Annotated in this window: 11 protein-coding genes; 1 reads left to right on the forward strand and 10 read right to left on the reverse strand. The window is 60.9% G+C overall.

Annotation, left to right across the window (positions count from 1 at the left end; all coding sequences use genetic code 11):
• Window positions 1-8: 8 nt before the first annotated feature.
• The 10 genes from J4E00_RS13815 to J4E00_RS13860 all read right to left on the reverse strand — a co-directional run bounded on the left by J4E00_RS13815 (window position 9) and on the right by J4E00_RS13860 (window position 16,465).
• Entirely contained in the window at window positions 9-3,263 is a 3,255-nt protein-coding gene (locus J4E00_RS13815; protein WP_208175760.1) for a SusC/RagA family TonB-linked outer membrane protein, read from the reverse strand.
• Window positions 3,264-3,307: 44 nt separating this feature from the next.
• Window positions 3,308-3,997, reverse strand: coding sequence for a DUF3826 domain-containing protein (locus J4E00_RS13820; RefSeq protein ID WP_208175761.1), 690 nt, complete (start codon window positions 3,995-3,997; stop codon window positions 3,308-3,310).
• 285 nt (window positions 3,998-4,282) lie between these two features.
• A complete protein-coding gene (locus J4E00_RS13825) occupies window positions 4,283-5,608 on the reverse strand; it encodes a bile acid:sodium symporter family protein (protein ID WP_208175762.1) in 1,326 nt (441 codons plus the stop codon).
• Between the two features lie 89 nt (window positions 5,609-5,697).
• The gene (locus J4E00_RS13830) at window positions 5,698-6,360 is read right to left on the reverse strand and encodes an aspartate/glutamate racemase family protein (RefSeq protein WP_208175763.1); all 663 of its coding nucleotides are present in this window, start codon (window positions 6,358-6,360) and stop codon (window positions 5,698-5,700) included.
• A 57-nt stretch (window positions 6,361-6,417) separates the two neighbouring features.
• Window positions 6,418-7,755 (reverse strand): four-carbon acid sugar kinase family protein, encoded by a 1,338-nt coding sequence (locus tag J4E00_RS13835; RefSeq protein WP_208175764.1) that lies wholly within the window; start codon window positions 7,753-7,755, stop codon window positions 6,418-6,420.
• The gene (locus J4E00_RS13840; RefSeq protein WP_208175765.1) at window positions 7,752-8,996 is read right to left on the reverse strand and encodes a ribulose-bisphosphate carboxylase large subunit family protein; all 1,245 of its coding nucleotides are present in this window, start codon (window positions 8,994-8,996) and stop codon (window positions 7,752-7,754) included. Before J4E00_RS13840 ends, J4E00_RS13835 begins: the two co-directional genes overlap by 4 nt.
• A gap of 137 nt (window positions 8,997-9,133) precedes the next feature.
• The gene (locus J4E00_RS13845) at window positions 9,134-10,039 is read right to left on the reverse strand and encodes a sugar phosphate isomerase/epimerase family protein (RefSeq protein WP_208175766.1); all 906 of its coding nucleotides are present in this window, start codon (window positions 10,037-10,039) and stop codon (window positions 9,134-9,136) included.
• A gap of 12 nt (window positions 10,040-10,051) precedes the next feature.
• Window positions 10,052-11,440 carry a sialate O-acetylesterase gene (locus tag J4E00_RS13850; protein WP_208175767.1) on the reverse strand — a complete coding sequence of 463 codons (1,389 nt, stop codon included), beginning with the start codon at window positions 11,438-11,440 and terminating at the stop codon, window positions 10,052-10,054.
• 161 nt (window positions 11,441-11,601) lie between these two features.
• A complete protein-coding gene (locus tag J4E00_RS13855; protein ID WP_317196625.1) occupies window positions 11,602-14,745 on the reverse strand; it encodes a DUF6298 domain-containing protein in 3,144 nt (1,047 codons plus the stop codon).
• Between the two features lie 49 nt (window positions 14,746-14,794).
• Complete coding sequence (locus J4E00_RS13860; protein WP_236049765.1) at window positions 14,795-16,465, reverse strand: polysaccharide lyase family 1 protein; 1,671 nt, start codon at window positions 16,463-16,465, stop codon at window positions 14,795-14,797.
• A 545-nt stretch (window positions 16,466-17,010) separates the two neighbouring features.
• On the opposite strand from J4E00_RS13860, the gene J4E00_RS13865 reads away from it, so the two are divergent.
• The gene (locus J4E00_RS13865; protein WP_208175768.1) at window positions 17,011-19,878 is read left to right on the forward strand and encodes a hypothetical protein; all 2,868 of its coding nucleotides are present in this window, start codon (window positions 17,011-17,013) and stop codon (window positions 19,876-19,878) included.
• The last annotated feature ends 11 nt before the right edge of the window (window positions 19,879-19,889 follow it).

Below are 19,889 nucleotides of genomic sequence, written 5' to 3' on the forward strand. Positions count from 1 at the left end.
GTGGGAATTTAAAAGCCAACATTCAGACCCAGCGACAGCGAGCGGAGCGTGGGGTACGAGTCGTACGCCCCCCCGTACACTTTGTAGCTGTAGGGATTGTAGAAGTTGATGGGGTTGACGGCTACGAAGAACACCCTCACGCTGCTGAGGCTGATGCGGCTCACGAGGGCGGTGGGCAGGCTGTAGGAAACGGTGGCGTTGCGCATACTGGCCGAGGTGGAGCTGCGGAACCAGAACTCCGAGTTTCGGTTGTAGCTGTTGAACGTAGAGGGGGCCGGGAACGCAGCGTTGGTGTTTTCCGGAGTCCAGTGGTCGGCCCAGAACGCCGGCCTGTTTTGGGTGATTGGTAAGCTAGAGCTAACGCTGTTGCGGGCCGAGCCTTCCACTAAATCCTGGCCGCCCCACGACATGCCCATGGTTACCTGCAGCGTCAGGCCCTTGTAGCTGATGCTCGGGTTCAGCCCAATGCTGTAGTGGTTGCTGGCCTTCGGGGTCAGGTACATCACGTCCACGTCCGTCACCTTGCCGTCGGGCGCGGTGTAGTTGCCGTTGGCATCTTTGGGGCCGCGGATGTCCTGATAGTACAGCATGCCGGGTTTCGCCTCTTCGCCGAATGAGTACGTTTTCTTGTCCAGGTTGGGATTGTCGCTGAAGAACTTGTCCACGTCGGCCTGCGTGCGGAACATGCCCAGGTACTTGTAGCCCAGCACGCCCTGGTCGCTCGAGCGGCCGGTGGGGTCGTCGTACTGTCCAATCTTGCCCGGGTCCACATCCACTTTAACCTGCTTGTTGTCGCTCCAAGTGAAGAAGGAGTTCACCCGGTACGTCAGGTCGTTGTTGATTTTGTCGCCGTAGCCCAGCGACAGCTCATAGCCGAAGGCGTCCACGGTGGCAAAGTTTTCCGACGGCAGCGTGGCCCCCACCAGCAGCGGCACCGACGACGAAATGTTGGTGAGCAGGTTGTAGCGGTGGTCGTAGAAACCATCAGCCGTGAACGACAGCCGGTCGTTCAGGAAGCGCGCGTCAATGCCCACGTTATACTTCTCGTTGTTGTCCCATCGTACACGCCGGTTGGCCATCGCGTTGTTGGGCGTGATGACGAGCGTGCGGGGGTTGCTGTCGCCGCCGAACACCGCGCCTTTGCCCGCCTGGAACTGGTAGCTTTCCAGCCAGGTGTAGGGCTTGGTGCCGTCGCCGCCCAGCAGGCCAAACGAGCCGCGCAGCTTCAGGAAGGTCACGGCCGGGGTTTTGGGGAAGAAGTTTTCTTCCGAAATCACCCAGCCCGCCGACAGCGACGGGAACAAACCCCAGCGATACTCCGGCGCAAAGGCCGTGGAGCCGTCGTAGCGCACAGATAGCTCGGCGAAATACTTGTTAGCGTAGTTGTAGTTGAGGCGGCCGGCGTAGGAGAGAATGCCGGTTTCAGAGGCCGTTTCGTTGTTGAAGTAGTCGCCCGTGGCAAAGCGGATGTTGTCGAGACCACCCGGCACCACGCCCGTGCGATAGGCTTCGGATGCGTCGGCGGAGGTTTCGGACTGCTCGAAGAACGCCAGGGCCGAAACGTAGTGCTTGCCAAACTGCTGCTCGTAGTTCAGGTAGCCGTTGAACTGGTACGAGTCCGTATAGCCTGGCGTCAAGCGCACGATGTCGCCGTTTTTGAGGGTGCGCTGCTGCAGCACCTCGCCGCCTGGAATGTGCTTGTTGGTGCCCAGGCCCTTAAATTCCGTCACTTGGTAGCTGGTGCCAAACTGCTTGCCGTTCGTGTTGTCGAGGGTGCGGGCGTAGAGCACCCGCGCCTTCAGGCCTTTCAAAAACGGAATGTCGTACTCCACGTTGGCCGTCAGGTTCAGGCCGGTGTTGTTCTGCGAGGTGTAGTTATTCGACTTCTGCACCTCGAAGAAGTTGGTGGCGTCGATTGAGTTCGTGGTGTTGTTCAGCGCGGTATAGTTGGGCACGCCGTTGATGTAGAAGGGCACGAACTGCGGCGTCAACATCAGCGACCGCATGTCGTTTTCCACGCTTTCCTGGCCCTGCTTGAAGTAGTAGGTGCTCCGCTTGAAGATGTCGCCGCTCAACGAAAGACCTGCTCGTAGGCCTTTGGCCACGTTCACATCGGTGCTGGCCCGGAACGTCCACTTGTCGGAGAGGATTTTGTCAAAGTTGCCGTCCTGGCGGTTGTACGTCACGCTGGCGAAATACGTGGCCCGCTCGCCGCCGCCGCTCACGTTCAGGGCGTTGCGCGTTACCAGGGAGGGCTTCCAGGCTTGACGCAGCCAGTCGGTGCTGTTATTGGCAAAGTAGGCCAGTTCGTCCGGCGCGTAGAGGACGGCGGGGGTAGTGGCCGCCGTGCCGCGGTAAATGTTGTAGTCGTTGATGAAGTTGGCCTGCTCCACACCGTTCATCATTGTGGGCAGGCGCACTGCGTCCGACACACCGGCCGAGCCACTGTAGGTAAAGCGGGCCGGGCCGGCCTTGCCCCGCTTGGTGAGCACCACCACCACGCCCTGGTTCGAGCGGGCGCCGTAGATGGCCGCCGCCGCGTCCTTGAGCACCGAAATGGCCTCTACCTCCGACTGGTCGAGCAGGTTGAAGTCTTCTTCCGAGCGCACTACGTTGTCAATCACATAGAGCGGGCGCAGCGTGGCGCTGCCGTCCTTGGCCAGCGTCACGGGGTTACGAACCGTAATCTGGCCTTTTTCGCCGGGGCGGCCCGAGCCGCCGCTCACGCCCACGCCCGGCAACTGCCCGGCAATGGCCGTGGAAAGGCTGCCCACCGGCAGCTCCTCGATGGCCTTCATGTCCACGGTGGCCACGGCTCCGGTCAGGCTCGCCCGTGTCTGCGTGCCGTAGCCCACCACCACTACTTCTTCCAGCGCGGCGTTGTCGTCTTCCAGCTTGATTTCGAGGGTAGTGCGGCCGTTTACGGCCACTTCCTGGGTTTTAAAGCCGATAAAGCTGAAAATCAGAATTTCGTTGCCCGTGGGCAGGTTGAAATGGAAAGTGCCGTCGGCACCCGAGCTGGTGCCGGTTTTGGTGCCTTTGATGAGCACCGTCACACCGGGCAGCGCGTTGCCCTTGGCGTCTTTTACCAAGCCCGTAAAGCCGACTTTCACGCTCTTGGGCGAGGTGCGAACAGGTGGGGACGTAGCGGCAGCGTGTGCCTGGGCCGCACCTAGCAGGGTGCCGCCCACAAGCAGCGCGCAGGCGAACCGCTTGGGGAGCACGGCCGAAAGCGGCAATGATTTGGGTAAGGAGTGGGCCATAACAGTTTGGTGGGTTAAACTGAGAAAAAGGGTGAAGAGTGAAATCAGTGGGAGGCCTCGGCGGCTTTGCGGGCCGCGATGCGCGCCTGCCAGTCTTTGCCGGCCTGGTTCATGTCGATGCCGGCGGCGGAGAGGTAGTTGTTGATGCGGCCCTTGTATTTGCCGAACCAGGCGTGCTTTTGCTCCGAGGTGCCGCCGTCCATGGCGTGCTCGCGGGCTTCGGTGAGCCAGGCCAGCATCTGGGCGCGCTGCTCGGCCGTGAGGTTGGGCAGCATGTCATTGTAGGCCGTCATCGTAACGGGCAGCACGCCGTAGGTCATGCCATCCTTCACTTGGTCGACCTGCGCCGGGGTGAGGCGACGGCTGAGCTTTTTGAGAAACTGGGGGTGCAGCTTGTCGAGGGCGGCGGTGGTTTCGGTTTCTACCCTGGCCAGCTCGGCTTTGGTGGCATCGGTGGCGGGCTGGGCTTTGAGGGCGGCCTTGCGGGTTTTCTGCTGCTCGTAGATGTCGTTGAGGGCGCGGTACTGGTCGGCAATAAGGTCACGCACCTGCACCGAGTCCTTCGCCTTCAGCCCATCAATCTTACCCACGATTTTGGCGGCTCGCTCCGTGATGGTGCGGGTATAAGCCGCCTCCTTGGTTTCGGTGGGTGCGGGTGCCTGCGCCGAGGCCGGAAGAACGAAAACTGCCGAAAGAAAACCTGTTAGAAACAGGCTTCGCACTATGTGATTCATGATTTGCGGATAGCTTCAGAAGAGCAGCAAGTTATCCACGTTGTAGAAGGGCAATGTGTCAGTTTTAACTAACTTATTGTAGGATGTTATCATGAGTATGAAGTTCTCATTAACAATGCCGCCAATCATAGCTAAAAGTGGCCTAAGGATACCATTGAGGCTGTTTTAGATGCTTAGCTGAGCTGCCAAATCAGGCGATAAAACGGGCCAAAAGAGCTGAAAAACGTCACGCAATCGTTCCCGGCGCTTTGGGCTTGCTGAGCGGCAAGAAGGTATCATCCGGAATTATCTATCCGATAGCGCCGCAACGCTGTATAGATTTGGGGGGGCGTCGGCCGCCGTCGGCGCCGGCCGCTTGCGCCAGTAATTGGCCAGAATAGAACCCGAAATATTCATCCAGGGGCTGAACACGGCGGCTGGCAAACCCACCGTACCCAGCTTGCCCATGCTGCCCGCCAGGCCCGAGGCCATGCCGCCGTTCTGCAGCCCAACCTCAAAGGCCACCGTGCGGGCCGAATTCACATCAAGCCCAAACAGCCGGCTGAGCCAGTAGCCGAAGAAATAGCCCGCCGCATTGTGCAGCACCGAAGCCAGGAACAACAGGAAGCCCACCCGCAGCAAGTTGTCGTGCCCAGCCGCCGTAGTCACGGCCGTGAAATAGATGATGCCGAACATAGATAAGTAAGGCATCACTTCATCGATTTTAGGCAATTTATTCGCCAATTGATGATAGAGTACACCCACCACCAGCGCCGCCACAAGGAAGCTGAAAATCTCGATTGCTTGGAGCAGTTCGGGAGTAGTAAAGCTGCGCTCCAGCGCAGCCCCCAAGCCCAGTGGCAGCGCGGCCAGCCACAGCACGCCCAATCCGGCCAGCAGGCCCACGGTGCGCCGGCCCTGCGGCGCGGCCGTTTTCAGGTAGTCGTGCAACAAAGCGGCCATGATGGGCACGAGCACGATTTTGATGATTTCCATCATCATGTTCACAAACTTCACTTCAATGAGTGTGCCTGCCAGCAGCTTCAATAATAAAGGAGTGAGGAAAGGGGCCGCCAGCGTGGCCATAGCCGTGATGACAACGGAAAGCACCATGTTGGCCCGCGCCAGGTACACCATCACATTCGACGCCAACCCACTGGAACAAGAGCCAATAAGGATGATGCCAGCCGCAATTTCCGGCTCGAAGTGAAACACTTTGGTGAGCAGCAGGCCCATGAGCGGCATTACCGAAAAGTGGCACAGTAGCCCAATGAGCACACCTTTGCCCGTGCTACCGAGTCCGGAAAAGTCCCGGATGCTCATCTGAATACCCATGCCAAACATCACCAGTTGCACCACCACCAGAATCAGCCATTTGTTGCGCAAGTCCACGCCACCCCATTGCTTGAATGCGTCGGGGTACACCATGCCCGCCACCACGGCCACGATAATCCAAGCGGTGTATTGGTAGCTGCGCAGTAGCGGCACCGCTTTGAAACCCAGGGCCAGGCCTACTGCCGCCAGCACCGCGGCCGGCTGCCAAAGCGCGGCATTGTCCTGACTGACGCCCACCACCAAGGCCACGCCCGCGAGGCCAGCCACAACCAGACAAAGCTGAAAAAGTCGATTCATGAACTGGGGCAATAAAGAGGGTGGGGGCGGGGCTTGCCTCCGCCCGGCATGGACTGCGTAGTGGGCAACGATTCGGGTGGGGCCAGCCCCTACACCAGTTGCGAAGCCAGGTGCTGGATGGCAATGCCGGGGCTGGCCAGGATGGGCACCACCCGGTCGGCCGCGTCCAGAGCATCGACCACCCGACCCATGCTGGCCTGGGCCAGTACGATGACGTCGACTTTGGTCACTAATTCCTTGAGGGCTGCCGATACGATGGCATCGTGCTGGACGCCATTGCCGCTTATCAGGGCCTCGAAAGCGCCTTCGCAGAGCACCGAAGTCAACTCGATTTCCTGGCCGGCGCGGGCGGCACGGCGCTGCACGAGGTCGGCGGTGGGGCCGAGGGTGGTGGGCAGCGTGGCGATGACGCCGATGCGCCGGCCGGTTTGCACAGCCTGGTCGGCCATGGGCTGGTCGACGCGCAGCACGGGCACGCCGGAGAGGCCAGCGGCCTGCTCCACCGCCGCACCGATGGACGAGCAGGTCACCAGCACGTAGTCGGCCCCGCCTTCTTCGGCCGAGTTCACGTAGCCCACCACGCGCCGGGCCACGGCGGGCGTCAGGGAGCCCTCGCGGTTTATGGTGCGCACCAGGCTGTCGTCGACGATATTGAAAACCTGTACGCCCGGTAAATGCTCGGCGCAAAGCTGCTGGAACACGGGCACCAGCGTGGCGGAAGTGTGGATAAGGGCGAGGGTTTTGGTGGACATGACTAGGTGATTTTAACGTGAGAGGCGCGGTTGGGAGGTTTCGTCGGGCGCGGAGTGCTACGGCATGCGACCTTCCAGCAGCACGCCGAAATACTCTGGAGCGCCCACTTGGCCACCTTTGAAATTGACTTCAAGGCCATGCAGGGGCGAGTCCGGTGCGGAGGCGCGGCACAGCGGCGCACCGGGATAAAGCGGCGCAACCATCTCCACGGCTTCGATGCCCATGGCGCGGGCGGCGTAGCTGGAGGTGTCGCCACCGGCCACTACCACGCGTCGCACGCCCGTTTGCTGCACTGCCTCGCGGGCGATGAGGCCCAGGGCAGTGCCCAAGATTTCGGCGGGCAGGTTGGTGGAGGTAGTTTTTACGCCGCCGTTGGTATGGACGATTACGCTGCGATGGCCAGTCAATAAATTAACGGCTTGCTGCTGATAGGGAGCCACGGCAGCTGGGGTGTTAATGCCCGCAGCCAGCGTTTCGGCATCGAGAACTACTTCGGCAAAGCCATTGGCTTTGGCCCATTCGATTTGTCCGGCCGTGACTGGTGAGCAGCTGCCCGACACTACTAGCAGCGGTGCGGCGCGGCCTGGGCTTGGCCACTCGACCACCGGCGTCAACGTGCCGAATTGCGCCCACAGCTGCCCCAGCGCCATTTCAACCCCGGATGAGCCTACTGAAAAAAGCGGCTCCTTCTCCGTGGCGCAGCCATCCAGCGCCGCGCCGATGCCGAGCAATTGCTCATCATAAAGGGCATCGAATAAAATCACTTCGGCCCCTGCGCGTACCTGCGCCGCGAGAGCGGCCTGCACCTCGGCCAGCGGCCGGGTGATTTGCAGGATGTCGAGCAGGCCAATTGGCTTGTTGGTTTGGCGGGCCAGATGCAGGCGCAGGTCGCTCTCGTCGGCGGGCGTAACGGGGTGCCGGCTCATCGAGGGGTGGCGGTCGAGTCGGAAGATGCCACCACCGCTGCCGATGCCCAGTCGCGCAAACAAATTGCCAAATACGCAGTAGCGGCCCAGCGGCGGGGCCGCCACCAGCAGCGGCACAAAAGCCCCAGCGAATACCCGGCTTCCCACCTCAATGGCCCGGCCGATGCTGCCGACCGTCGGTGAAGAATCGAACGTCGAGCATACCTTATAATGTACGTGGCGCGGGCCCAGGGCTCGAAGCTGCGCGAAGGCCGGCTCCAGTGCGGCCTGCATGGCATCCGGCAGCATGGCGCGGGTGAGGCCGGCTACGCCAATGGCATCCAGACCAGGGTAGGCGGCGAGCTGGGCGGGCGTGGGCGGCGCAATGAATAAGGCGGTACGGGCCCCGGCGCGGCTCAGGAATTCGAGCGCGTCGGTGCTGCCGGTGAAGTCATCGCCGTAGTAGGCGAGGAGAAGCTGCTTGCTCATTTGCCACCGAATTTTTGCACGGCCGCCGCGAATTCCGGGTGTTGCGCGGCCGTTTCAGTCAGACTAAGGCCATCGACAGCCCCCTGCCAGGCTTGCTGCAGGGCTTGCACGCCAGCCGCCGGGCCCATGGGATGAGCCAGGATGCCGCCACCGGCCATATAGAGCAAGTCGGTGGTGCGGGTGCGACGGTAAGTTTCAAACGCCTGCCCACCCCACTGGCCCGACGACACCACCGGCAGCACCGAATAGCCACCTAGCAGCGGCGTCTGGCAGGCTTCGATGGAAGCTACTACGCTGTCGTCCGATTCCCAGAACTTGTTCTGAATGCCGTTGACGTGCAGCTGGTCGACGCCCGCCAGCCGCCACAGCTTCTGGTAGGCGCGGAAGTCGATGCCCAGCAACGGGTGGCGCGTGAGCATGCCCCAGCCGTTGCGGTGCCCGTGAATGGCCAGTGCCCGTTGGTCACAGATTTTGCGGGTGCCGGCCAGCCCCACGCTGTTGATGCTGACCATGGCGCAGGTGCCGCCGGCGCGCACCACGTACTCGTAGCGGCGCAGCATGTCGTCGATTTCCCCGCTGATGTTGAAGGCGTACATTACCTTCTTGCCGGTGCGGTCGGCATGACGGTTAATTACGGCCATCACGGTATCGACGCGGGCCTCGAAGGGCGAATTGGCGGCAGCCATTTGCAGCTCATCATCCTTTACGAAGTCGATGCCTGCCTCGGCCAGCGTCTGCACCAGGCCGGCGGTTTGCTCCGGCGTGAGGCCGATGCTGGGCTTGATGATGGTGCCAATGAGCGGCCGGCCCTGCACGCCAGTCAGTTCGCGGCAACCGTCCACGCCGAACGCCGGCCCGGTAAAATGCGCCGCGTACGAAGCCGGCACGTCAATATCCATCAGCTTCAGCCCCGTGAACTGTCGGATTTCATACAGGTTCCCTTGCAGCGTGGACACCAGCAGCGGGAGGTTGTACCCGAAATTTTCTACCGACCACGACACCCGCACCCGCGCCCGATGATACAGCCCGCTGCTACTCGTTGCACCCGGAATGGCCGGCTCGCGCACCGTTTCCAACTCTTCCACCGACTCCACGCGGGCGGCGAAGCGCTGCTTGAGCTCGGCGGTTTCGCCCGGCACGGCGACGAAGGTGCCGGAGGACTGCTCGCCTGCCAGCACGGCCGCCGCGTCTTCAGGACGGAAAGGGGTTTCGATGTAGTAGGCGGCGGTGATGCGTTCCATAATGATATTCTGGCGGCGAAACCTCACCCCCGGCCCCTCTCTCGCGGAGCGGGGAGCCATGGCGGCGCGGCTATCTAATTCGTCAGGCTCCCCGCTCCGCGAGAGAGGGGCCGGGGGTGAGGTTTTGGGCGGAATGGTTACCCCTGAAAAATTGACTTCAAATAGGCCGCATTTGCTCCGAAATTCTTCTTCACGTTGCGGGCGTCGTTGGCGTCGCGCGAGCGTTCAATCACCAGCCAGCCTTGCCAGTTGATGTCGGACAGCGTTTGCTTCACCTTGTTCATATCCAGGCGCGTGTTGTTTTGCAGCCACACGCCATCCTCGTCCGTGGCATGGATTTGACAAATGCGCTTGCCGCCCAGAATCTTCAATTCCTGATGCAGGTCGCGGCCTTCCTTGAGCGGGTTCGAGAAGTTGAAGTAAATCTGGACGTTTTTCGAGCCGATTTCATTTAGCAGCGCGACTTCGCTGGTGGCATCCAGTGCAGTTTCGATGCCGACGATGACGCCCGCTTTCTTGGCCATTTCGCCCACCACCTTCAACCGTTCCACGATGGCAGGGCGCAGTTCGGGGTTCTTGCGCAAGTCGCCCTGCGTGCCGAGGGGCAGGAAAGCCACCTTCACATTCAGCGCCTTCATGGTGTCGAGGCAGTCCTGAATCATGCGCTGGTAGGTGGGGCGGGTAGCGAAAGACTGGGCGTAGAAGCCGGTCATGGCCAGTGAGCAGATTTCTAGGTTAAGCTCCTTGGCCTTGTCGATGAATTGCTGGCGGATTTCGGGGTTGGCCAACTGGTTGTCGAAGGTTTCGCGCTGGCCCAGGCCGCCCATGTCTACCTCCACGCCGTCGGCCCCAATGTCTTTGGTGAGCTGTAAGGCCCCCAGTTTCTGCCGCTTCAGAATCATGAGGTCCACCACGGCGACTTTGTAGGTCAGCTTCTTTTTGGCAGGCGCGAGGGCGCTGGCCCAATTAGGCAGCAGCAGGCCAACAGTCAGCAGCGCGCTGGCGGATATGAAATCGCGGCGGGAAAAAGTCTCGTTTTTCATCAAAAAGCTGATTTATTGCGGCTTATCGGTCCGGAAAGGCCGGGCGGGCAGCCCCGCTTCCGAAAACAGGTTGGGCTGCGCCACTTCGTCCCAGCCGAAGCGCACGGCCGTGGGCTGCTTCACTTGTGGCGCCGATACCAGCACCTGCGCGCCCTGAATGCGGGCCTGTGCCGGCACGAACACGCCATCGGGCCCGGCGATGGTGAAATCCGTCAGCGGCTTACCGTCCTTGCTTATCAAAGTCGCCGCCGAGGCAAATGACACCGTTGCTACGCCACGCTTTACTTTCAGGCTGCGGAAAACCGGGCCCTCGGCCACTACACTGGGCATTTTATAGGTGTTGGCTAGCGCCAACAACGCCAGCCGCCGCCCGATTTCCCACTTGAAACCGGGGTGAATGCCGCCCTCGGCAGTGGCCAAGTCGGTGGTTTCAATCATGGCCGTGTGTGGCACTTGCAGCACCGCCGCCTGCGCCTCGCGGAACAGCGGTAGCGTTTCCCGCGTCAGCACCACTTTGTCGTGGGTGTCAGAATACTTGAACGGGGCCAGCGACACGTAATAGAACGGCAAATTGGCATCGCCCCAGGTCGCGCGCCAGCTGCTGATGAGCGTGCGCATTTTCTGCGTGTACGTCGTGGTTTCGGCCAAAAAGCAGTTGCTTTCGCCCTGGTACCAGAGAAAGCCGCGCACCGCCAGCGGCACCAGTGGCTTCACCATCGGCTCCCAGAACTTGCCGGGCTCGCCGTCTACTTTTTTCCCTGCAAAAGCTGGGTCTTTCGCAAAAGCCTCTTCCGAAATCCAAGGCTCAATACGGCTGCCGGGCACTGAAGTAGCGACCATGCCCACCGGCACGTTTAGGCGCTTGTTGAGCTCTTTCGCAAAGAAATAAGCCGCTGCTGAAAACGAGCGCAGGGCCGAATCCTGGGCCACGGCCCAGTCGCGGTGTAGGGTGTCGGGCTTGGGCAGCGTTTTGCGGTTGACCAGGAAAATGCGGATGGCGGGGTTATGGGCCACGTTCAGCTCATCCACCGGGTTGGGCCCGGGCATATCGGGCCGCGTCACCTTGCTGTTTTTGCGCATGGTGTATTCCATGTTTGACTGCCCCGAGCATACCCAGACTTCGCCCACCAACACATTGCGCAGCCGGATGGTGTTGCTGCCACTGATAACCAGTTCAGCCGGCGTGGCCGATGCCTTTAGTGGCTTCAACGTCACCTGCCATTTGCCCGCCGCATCGGCCTTGGTGCTGAGACGCTGGCTGGCAAACTGCACCCCCACGGTCTCGCCCGGAGCGGCCGTTCCCCAGATGGGCACGGGCTTCTCGCGCTGCAGCACCATGTCGTGCCCGAGAATACGGGGCAGGGTGATGGTGGCGTGGGCTGAGTTGGTTGTGCAGAACACTAAAAAGAACAACCAACCCAACCAGGCCATGCGGCTCACCTCACCCCCCGGCCCCCTCTCCCGCGGAGAGGGGGTGTGTTCAACAATTCTTGCTTCTGTCCCCCCCTCTCCGCGGGAGAGGGGGCCGGGGGGTGAGGTGAGCCGCATGGGGCAGGTTGTGCTCATTTCTTCGCTAGCCAAATGACTTCCGTGCCCGTCGCCGCGCTGTTCAGCGTGATGGATTTTCCACCTTTCACCGTCTCCTTTGTGTCGGTTAGCGCGCCCGTTTTGGGGTTGATGCGGCGCACGGCGAACGTGCCATTCATCCCCGATAAATCAACCTGCACCGGCGACTGGCCCTCCCGATACAGCAGCAGGCCAGTTTTGCCGTCACTCAGGGCCCACTGGTCGGCGGGCTTGCCGGGCAATTCCACGGGCTTCATCTCCGAAATAGCCGAGGCAAACCGAGCATCGGCCACGCGGGGCAGGCTGGCCATGGAGCCGCCCGCTAGCAGCACCGCCCACCCGAAGGCGTCGTAGCCATCGGCCGAGTAGAGCACGGCTTTGTTGGGGAATTGCTGGCGGTACTCGCGCACGGCCCGGTACACCTGCTCGAAGGAGCTGCGCTTTGGCGGGGTGAGGCGGGCGTGCTGGCGCGGGGCCAGGTTCTGGCCGCCGGCCGGGGCGTAGGCTTGGCCGTTGAACTGGTAGTGCCAGTAGTTGATGTCGATGACATCGACCACGCCGGCTCGGGCTGGGTCGGCCAGAATGGCGTCCTGCACGTCCTTAGTGGTGCTCAGGGCGATGGTGGGGTGCTGGCCGGTTTCAGCTTCCCACTCCTTGATGGTATCGAGCCAGAACTGCACAAAGGCCAGCGGCCCGGTGAATTCGGCCCCGATGAGGTGAATGACGCTGGTCTGGCCCTTGAAATTGTCGAGACACTGGCGGATGTAGGCGCGATGCAACGGCCGGCGCACCGCATCGGTGACGTCGTAAAACTGCTCGGCCATAAAGATGCGCTTGTCGCCGGCGTAGGGCGCAGGCTCTGGGAAGCCCGTGTTGTTCACGTTATTCACCGGGCGCCAGGGGAAGTCGGCATAGTGGGCGCCGGCTTCGATGATGTTGTGCTGGAAATAGTGTTGATTGAGCAACACGAGGCCTTTTTGGTCGGCAAGGTCCGCGAACTGATTCAGGCGGCTCCAGTACCAGGCATTGTACTTGGTGAGGTCGTAGCGGCTGAGGCCATCCCAGGCCTGGCCGGTACCGCTGCGGGCGAAGGGCAACTCATAGAATGGCGCCCACACCTCGCCATCCATCCGGCGGATGCGCTCGTGGTCGTCGCGCCGGCGCTCGTACCATAGGCCGTAGTTGTGGTGCAGGGCCACCACGTTCTGGGCCCGCATCGAGTCGGTCATTTCCTGCAAATCATCGGTCAGCCCCCGGCCAATCTGACCCGGCACGAAGCGCGTGATGTGTGGCTTGGGATTGAGCAGGCCGTAGGGACGGGCGCTGCCGTTCCACCACGGCACCTCCTGGCGGCGGCCCAGCACCATGACGTTGCCGCGCACCACCATGCCGTGCGCCACCCGCAACGGGGCCGCGTAGGTGGGCGCCAGGGCCGTTTTCACCTTCAGCTTGTCGATGCTGGGGGCCGAATTCTGGATGGCAATGGGCTGGCGCGTGGGCGCGGCTTTCACCAGCTCCAGCACGGTAGGAGCGGGGTTTACGGAGAGCCGTGTCAGCTCCTGGGCTACGGCTACTTTGGGGCTGCTCGATGCCTCAGTGGGCACCGGCAGTATAATGGCACGAGCTTTCACTGCGTCGCCCAGCCGCTCTTGTAGCTGTGCGTAGTAAAGGCTGCGCGGGTTGATGTTTTCGTTCGATTGGTCCCAGTAGCCGTTGCCGGCGAACTGCGCCCAGGTACCATAAGCCCAGTTCTGGGCGGTGGGCGGCTGGTAGCAGTCCACGCGGGCGGCGGTGCATTGCCAGAACACGCTATTGGCCACGGCCCAGCCGGCTCCCTGGCCGTCCTGCTCGCGGTTGCCAAAGCGCAGGGCCTGGCCGTATTCCTTGATGATGTCGAACAGCACACCCGAAGCCCAGCTATCCACGCCACCGCTGAAGCTTAGGGCCTGCTCGGCGTCGCACTGCACGAAGGCATTGGGACCGGACGCACAGAATCCCAGGGCGAAATCGTGGTAGCCATTCTCCGCGTACAGCCGCTGAAACAGCGTTTGCGAACCGAGGGTGTAGAAGGTATTGCGCCGCTCATTACCGATTTCGGACACCGGCTCAGTCGAAATGCAGTCTTCCACCGTTAGACGACGGGCCGTAGCCTGCGCCAGCACCGCCGAGCCGGCGAAGTGCCGGAAGGCTACTTGCCGCACCCACGCATCCTGGGCGTTTTCAATGTTAATAGCCACCCAACGGTGGTTTTCGTCTTTCGGATTGGCGGCGTCGAAGGTGGATTCCAGCCGCATGTTCTCCACGCCGACCTGCGAAACCAGACCCGGCCAGGTGTAGCGGGCCACAGTGCCGCCGCCATAAGCTTGGTCTAATGCAGTAGTAATAGGCGCATCCAAAGTGATGCCGTTGACATCAACGGCCACTACTTGGCGGTCCCAGGCGAGGTCGCGTTGGCCGGGTTTCCAGCCCAGCAAGGAGAGGCCGCCGCCGAAGGTTTCCATGCCCAGCTTGTGCACCCAGGCGGCCGTGCTGGGCCGCCGCACCTGCACCCGGTCGCCCACTTTGAAGCTGGTGGCGTTGGCTACTTTTATCGTGCGGGCGTTCACCGGCACGTACTTATCCGTCACGGCCCCGGCCGTTTCAAACTTGCGGTCGTTGCGTCCACCCACGGTTAGCAGGTGGTCGCGGCTCACGCCGCTGCCGATGACGATGGTGCCGCCTTCGCCTATGCCGCTGCCCCGCAGCACCACGCCCGAGGCGCGAATGAATAGCCGCCCAGCCACCTCATATGTGCCTTTTTCCAACAGCACCGCACCGCGTAACCCATCCTTTCCCACGGGCAATCCCGCCATGTAATCCAGCGCCGACTGAATGCGCGCTGTGGCATCGCCGGCTTTCGCGGGTACCACTACTTTGATAGTGGCCGTGGGAATAGCCGCTTCACCCGCCCGATAGCCAGCGTACGAGAAATCAGGCACCCGATTGCCCAGCGAGTCCGGCGCGTAGCTCAGCTTGCCATCCTTGAACTTGATGGGACCGGGCGGTGGAACTAGCTTGGCCGGTTTCTGCGCAGCTGCGGGTACCGCCGCGAGCAGGCCGGAAAGCAGCAGGAAGTAAAAAGTGCGGGTGGGCTGGGGCACGGCAGGGAAGTTGGTTTCGAGCAGGGGCTAGGCGTGAGGCATCTGCTGATTACATACCCGACAGCGCAGTGCCCATTGCTACCCCGCCGGTTGGCTTCACGTCCTTCACGTCCACCAGGCTGTTGAGGTAGTTCTCGATGTTGGCGTAGCCGTTTTTGGCAATGGCGCCGCCATCAGCAGCACTTTTGGGGTCGAGGCCGTTCTTCTTTTCGTAGTCGTCGGGCATACCGTCCTTATCAGTATCGGTGTAGGGCTTGCCGGCATAGGTGGGGTAGCCGCCTACTTGCGATGGGTCGGTGATGATGCCTTGCTTGTAGGAGTCGATGGGCAGGCGGCGGTGCTTAAACTGCGTTTCCGGTAGTTTCACGCCCTCCTTGTAGTCGATTTTGCCGGTGCGTACCTGGGTAGTTACGCGCACGTCCACCGGGTCGCGCTTGGGTAGGGTGGCTCCTACGTGGTCGAGCACATAGGTGTAGGCTTTGTCGGCCGGTAGCATGGTGAGCGCGGGCATGGGCAAGGGCGAAGTTACCTTCATGTCGGCCGTGTAGGGGCCGGCGTTGGGCAACTCTTCCACTTGCACGCCGCCGTCCCAGTTGTCCTTGGTCACGTTGGGGAAGCCTTCCACGATGTTGCCGGCCACGTAGGCGCGGCCGTACACCTGGTATTTCAACTTGCTGCGGCCCGATTCGGGTTTCAGAATGCGGTGGCCGATGGGGGTGTCCTTCGGCGTGGAGGGGCCGGGCTTGTAGTAGTTGTTGACGATGTTGTAGAGGGCGCGGTAGTCGCCGCCGTCGGTGGAGCGGTGTACCCAGTTAAACATCACGTTGTTCACGAAGTTGAACACCCCGTTCCAGCCGATGGAGGGGTTACGGCCCGCGTTGTCGGCCCACAGGTTGCGCATAAACGAGCAGTTCTCGCCGCCCAGCGTGCTACCAAACGCGTGGTTCCAAGTGTCGAGCGCCTCCGAGAAAATGGAGTTCTGAATGGTGATGTTCACCGTGCCCAGCTTCTGCTCGGCAATGCCGGTGCTGTCGTTGTACATGTGGCGATACATCGACATGTTCTCGTCCAAGCCCCATGACGCCGACACGTGGTCAATCATGATGTTGCCCACGGGGTTGCCGCCGATGGCATCGTCGCGTCGGCCCACGTTGGTTTCGCCCCGGCGGAAGCGCATGAAGCGAATCAGCACGTCGTGCGTGTTCAGCCACACCGACTCGCCCGCCACGCACACGCCGTCGCCGGGCGCGCTCTGGCCCTCGATGGTGATGTAAGGTGCCCGGATGATGAGCGGGCTTTTGATACGGATGATGCCGGCCACATTGAACACCACGATGCGCGCCCCGCCCTGCTCGCAGGCCTCGCGCAGGGTGCCTGGGCCTCGGTCTTCCAGACTCGTGACTACGATAACCTTGCCGCCGCGCCCGCCAAACGTGTGCGCACCGCCCCCCTCAGCCCCCGGAAATGCCAATAGCGGCGACTGCGGCAAGTCAATCGGTCGGGCGGCCCACGGAATGTAGGGTTTGCCCTGCTGTGCCTCCTTTTTAATAATGGGATAGGCCTTGTTCCAAGCAATGTCCGACTGCCGCCGCTCGTTGGCCATCAGCTCGTCGCTGGCCTTCTGCACATCCGGCGGGATGGAGGGGTACTGGGCATGCGCCGCGTACTGCGCAGAAAAGATGAGGCCTAAGGCGCAGAGGAAAGCAAGCGGTTTGTTCATGGGCGGGGGAGGGAATTTGGATGAAGCGAAATAACAGGACAAAAACCCGGGCCACCTATACCATTTTCTCGACCCTATGTAGGATGTTATCATTCCCTGCAAGGCGTATTCTTACCTAGCCGGTTCACCTGAGTAAAAGCTCACCACGCTGGTATTCATAGGCCTTGTTTCAAACAACTGGCAGTGATGTTGCCGCGCGGGTAACTATTGATAGATAGAGAAAAAAGCAGCTTCAGGTAGCAGATATTGCTGCTTGCGATGGTGTGTAGCAAGACGGGTGCAACAGTGCTGTTTGCGGTTGGTAAAGCCTCACCAGCCAAAGCACTACTTCTTTTAGAATAGACCGAAACGGCCACTTTATCGATTGTGAAAAAGCGAATTTTGCTATGGCAACATGCTACAACACGCAGAGAAGATGGTATACAGAATCGGCACATCAGGTCAATAATTTTGACCTGATGCCATTTGTCAATTTTGCTTCTTCTTTCCGCGAATCACCAGCGCATCGGAACCGCTGGAACCAGCTCCTTTGCCGCGCTTGCTTAGTGGCTGGTCTGTTATTGGGCGTGGTTCAGGCCACTTCGGCCACAGCCACTACGCGAGAGTCGTCGAAACCGTGTAGAAGCGCCACATTGCGTGTCTCCTCGTTGAACGATGCTATTCTGACAACGTCGGCCAAACGCCGAGACGCGAACAATCACGTCTCTAAATTCTCGCGGCGTGTTCCAGTCGCGCAAACCCGCACCATCCTGCTGCCCAAAAACGCTCATTCCCGGCTGCAATACGGGGCCGGCCGGCTAGCCAGTGCGCTCCGTACAGCTGGCTACCAGGTGCAGATTCAGCAGGCGGATAAGCTGCCCAAAGCCAAAGGCCTGATTATAATTGGCCAGGCCACGGACCCGTTGATAAAGCAAGCCACTGCCGCCTTTCACGCCGCGTCCGAGAAAGCGCCTGGTAAAGAGGGCTTTGCCGTGACTTCGGCCAATGACGATGCCTTGCTCATCAGCGGAACCGACAATTCCGGTGCCCTCTACGGCTGCCTGGAACTGGCCGAACAGGTCAAAACCCAAGGCAAACTCAGCGACAACCTGCACCTCACCGACCAGCCCGAAATGGTGTTGCGCGGTACCTGCATTGGCGTGCAAAAGCCCACCTACCTGCCCGGCCGCAACGTGTACGAGTACCCCTACACACCCGAGACGTTTCCCTGGTTTTACGATAAGGCGCTCTGGGTGAAATACCTCGACATGATGGTTGATAACCGGTACAACTCGCTCTACCTCTGGAACGGCCACCCCTTCGCCTCGCTGGTGCGGCTGAAGGAATACCCGTTTGCGGTGGAGGTAGACGATGCCACATTTAAGAAAAACGAGGAGATGTACCGCTTCCTGACCAAGGAAGCCGATAAGCGTGGCATCTGGGTGATTCAGATGTTCTACAACATCATCGTGTCCAAGCCATTTGCTGAGCATTATAACATCAAAACCCAGGACCGCGCCCGGCCCATCGTGCCCCTTATTGCCGACTATACGCGCAAATCCATTGCCGCTTTCGTGCAGAAATACCCCAACGTGGGCCTGATGGTGGCTTTGGGCGAAGCCATGGAAGGTGCCGGTCAGGACGACGTGGACTGGTTCACGAAAACTATCATTCCCGGCGTGCTCGACGGCCTAAAGGCCTCCGGCACCACCGAGCTGCCGCCCATCGTGCTGCGCGCCCACGACACCGATGCGCCCCGCGTAATAACCGCCGCGCTGCCGCTCTACAAAAACCTCTACACCGAAGCCAAATTCAACGGCGAAGCCCTCACCACGTACACGCCGCGCGGCTCCTGGGCCGAGCTGCACCGCAAGCTTAGCGGCATGAATTCGGTGCACATAGAGAACGTGCACATCCTCGCCAACCTGGAGCCGTTCCGTTACGGCTCGGCCGATTTTATTCAGAAATCGGTGCAGGCCATGCACAATACTTACGGGGCTAATGGCTTGCACCTCTACCCGGAGTCGTCGTACTGGGACTGGCCCTACACCGCTGACAACGTGGCCGGCCGCCAGCTGCAAGTGGACCGCGACTGGCTCTGGTACGCCGAGTGGGCCCGCTACGCCTGGCGCGCCAACCGGTCCCGCCCGGCCGAAGTCACTCATTGGAGCCAGAAATTGGCGGCACAATTTGGCTGCGACGAGCAGGCCGGCCAGCAGATTCTGACGGCCTACGAGGAAGCCGGCGAAATCGAGCCCAAGCTGCTGCGCCGCTACGGCATCACCGACGGCAACCGCCAAACGCTGACCTTGGGTATGCTGATGAACCAACTCATCGACCCCAAGCGCTACGGCTTGTTTACGCTGTTGTATGAATCAGAATCACCCGAGGGTGAGATGATTATCGAGTACGCCGAGAAGGAAGCGAAAGGGGAGAAGCACATCGGCGAAACCCCGCCGCAGATAGCCAGTGAGGTAGTGGAACACGGGAAAAAGGCAGTGGCGGCTATTGAGCGCGCAGCGCCGGCCATCAAACAAAATCAAGCCGAATTTGCCCGCATCAAAAACGATATGTACTGCCAGGAAGCGCTGGCAAATTTCTATGCCGAAAAGGCCCGGTCCGCCCTGCAGGTGCTGCGCTATAAGTACTCGCACAACGTGCAGGACTTGGCCGCCGCCGTACCGCTGCTACAAAGCAGCGTAGCGCACTGGCAAAAGCTGGTGGACCTCACCAAAGACACCTACCTCTACGCCAACAGCATGCAAACCGCCCAGCGCAAAATCCCGATGCGCGGCGTGGACGGCACCTACAAAACCTGGGCAGAAATGCTGCCAGTGTACAGGAAGGAACTGGCCGATTTTCAGCACAACATCGACTCATTAAAGACGGCCAAAGCCACCCCGGCTACCAAGCAACTGGTGCTATTGCGCAACGCGCCGGTCACGCTGCTCACCAAAGCTAGCACCTATACCATTGCTGCCGGCCAGTCCGTTTTTGCCGATACCACGGCGCAGCTTTCGGCCCTGGCGCCGGAACTGGCCGGATTAAAAGGCGTGCTGTTCAGCAAGGCGCAGCAGGTGGCGCAGGGCACGGAAATCCGGTTTTCTACCAAAAAGCCGGTGCAGGTGCTGGTCGGCTTCTTCAACCAGAAAAGCCCGCGTTATCTGCCCGTGCCCACCCTGGAAATTGACGCCAGCGCCAACGACTACGGCCAGGCCGACAGCAAGATTTCCAACGCGCTGACCATTCCCGGAATGCCGCCCGTGAACGTGCATGCTTACTCCTTCAAGGCCGGCACCCACACCCTGAACTTGGCCCGTGGCGCTTGCTTGATTCTGGGGTTTGTTGATGCAAGCCAGCCGCTACCGGTTTACAATGCTGGACTGGGCAGCGCAGTGGCGCCGGGCCGCGAAATTGATTGGTTGTTCGAGTAGACCTGTAGCGT

This window comes from Hymenobacter negativus (assembly GCF_017571495.1).
GTDB classification, from domain to species: Bacteria; Bacteroidota; Bacteroidia; order Cytophagales; family Hymenobacteraceae; genus Hymenobacter; species Hymenobacter negativus.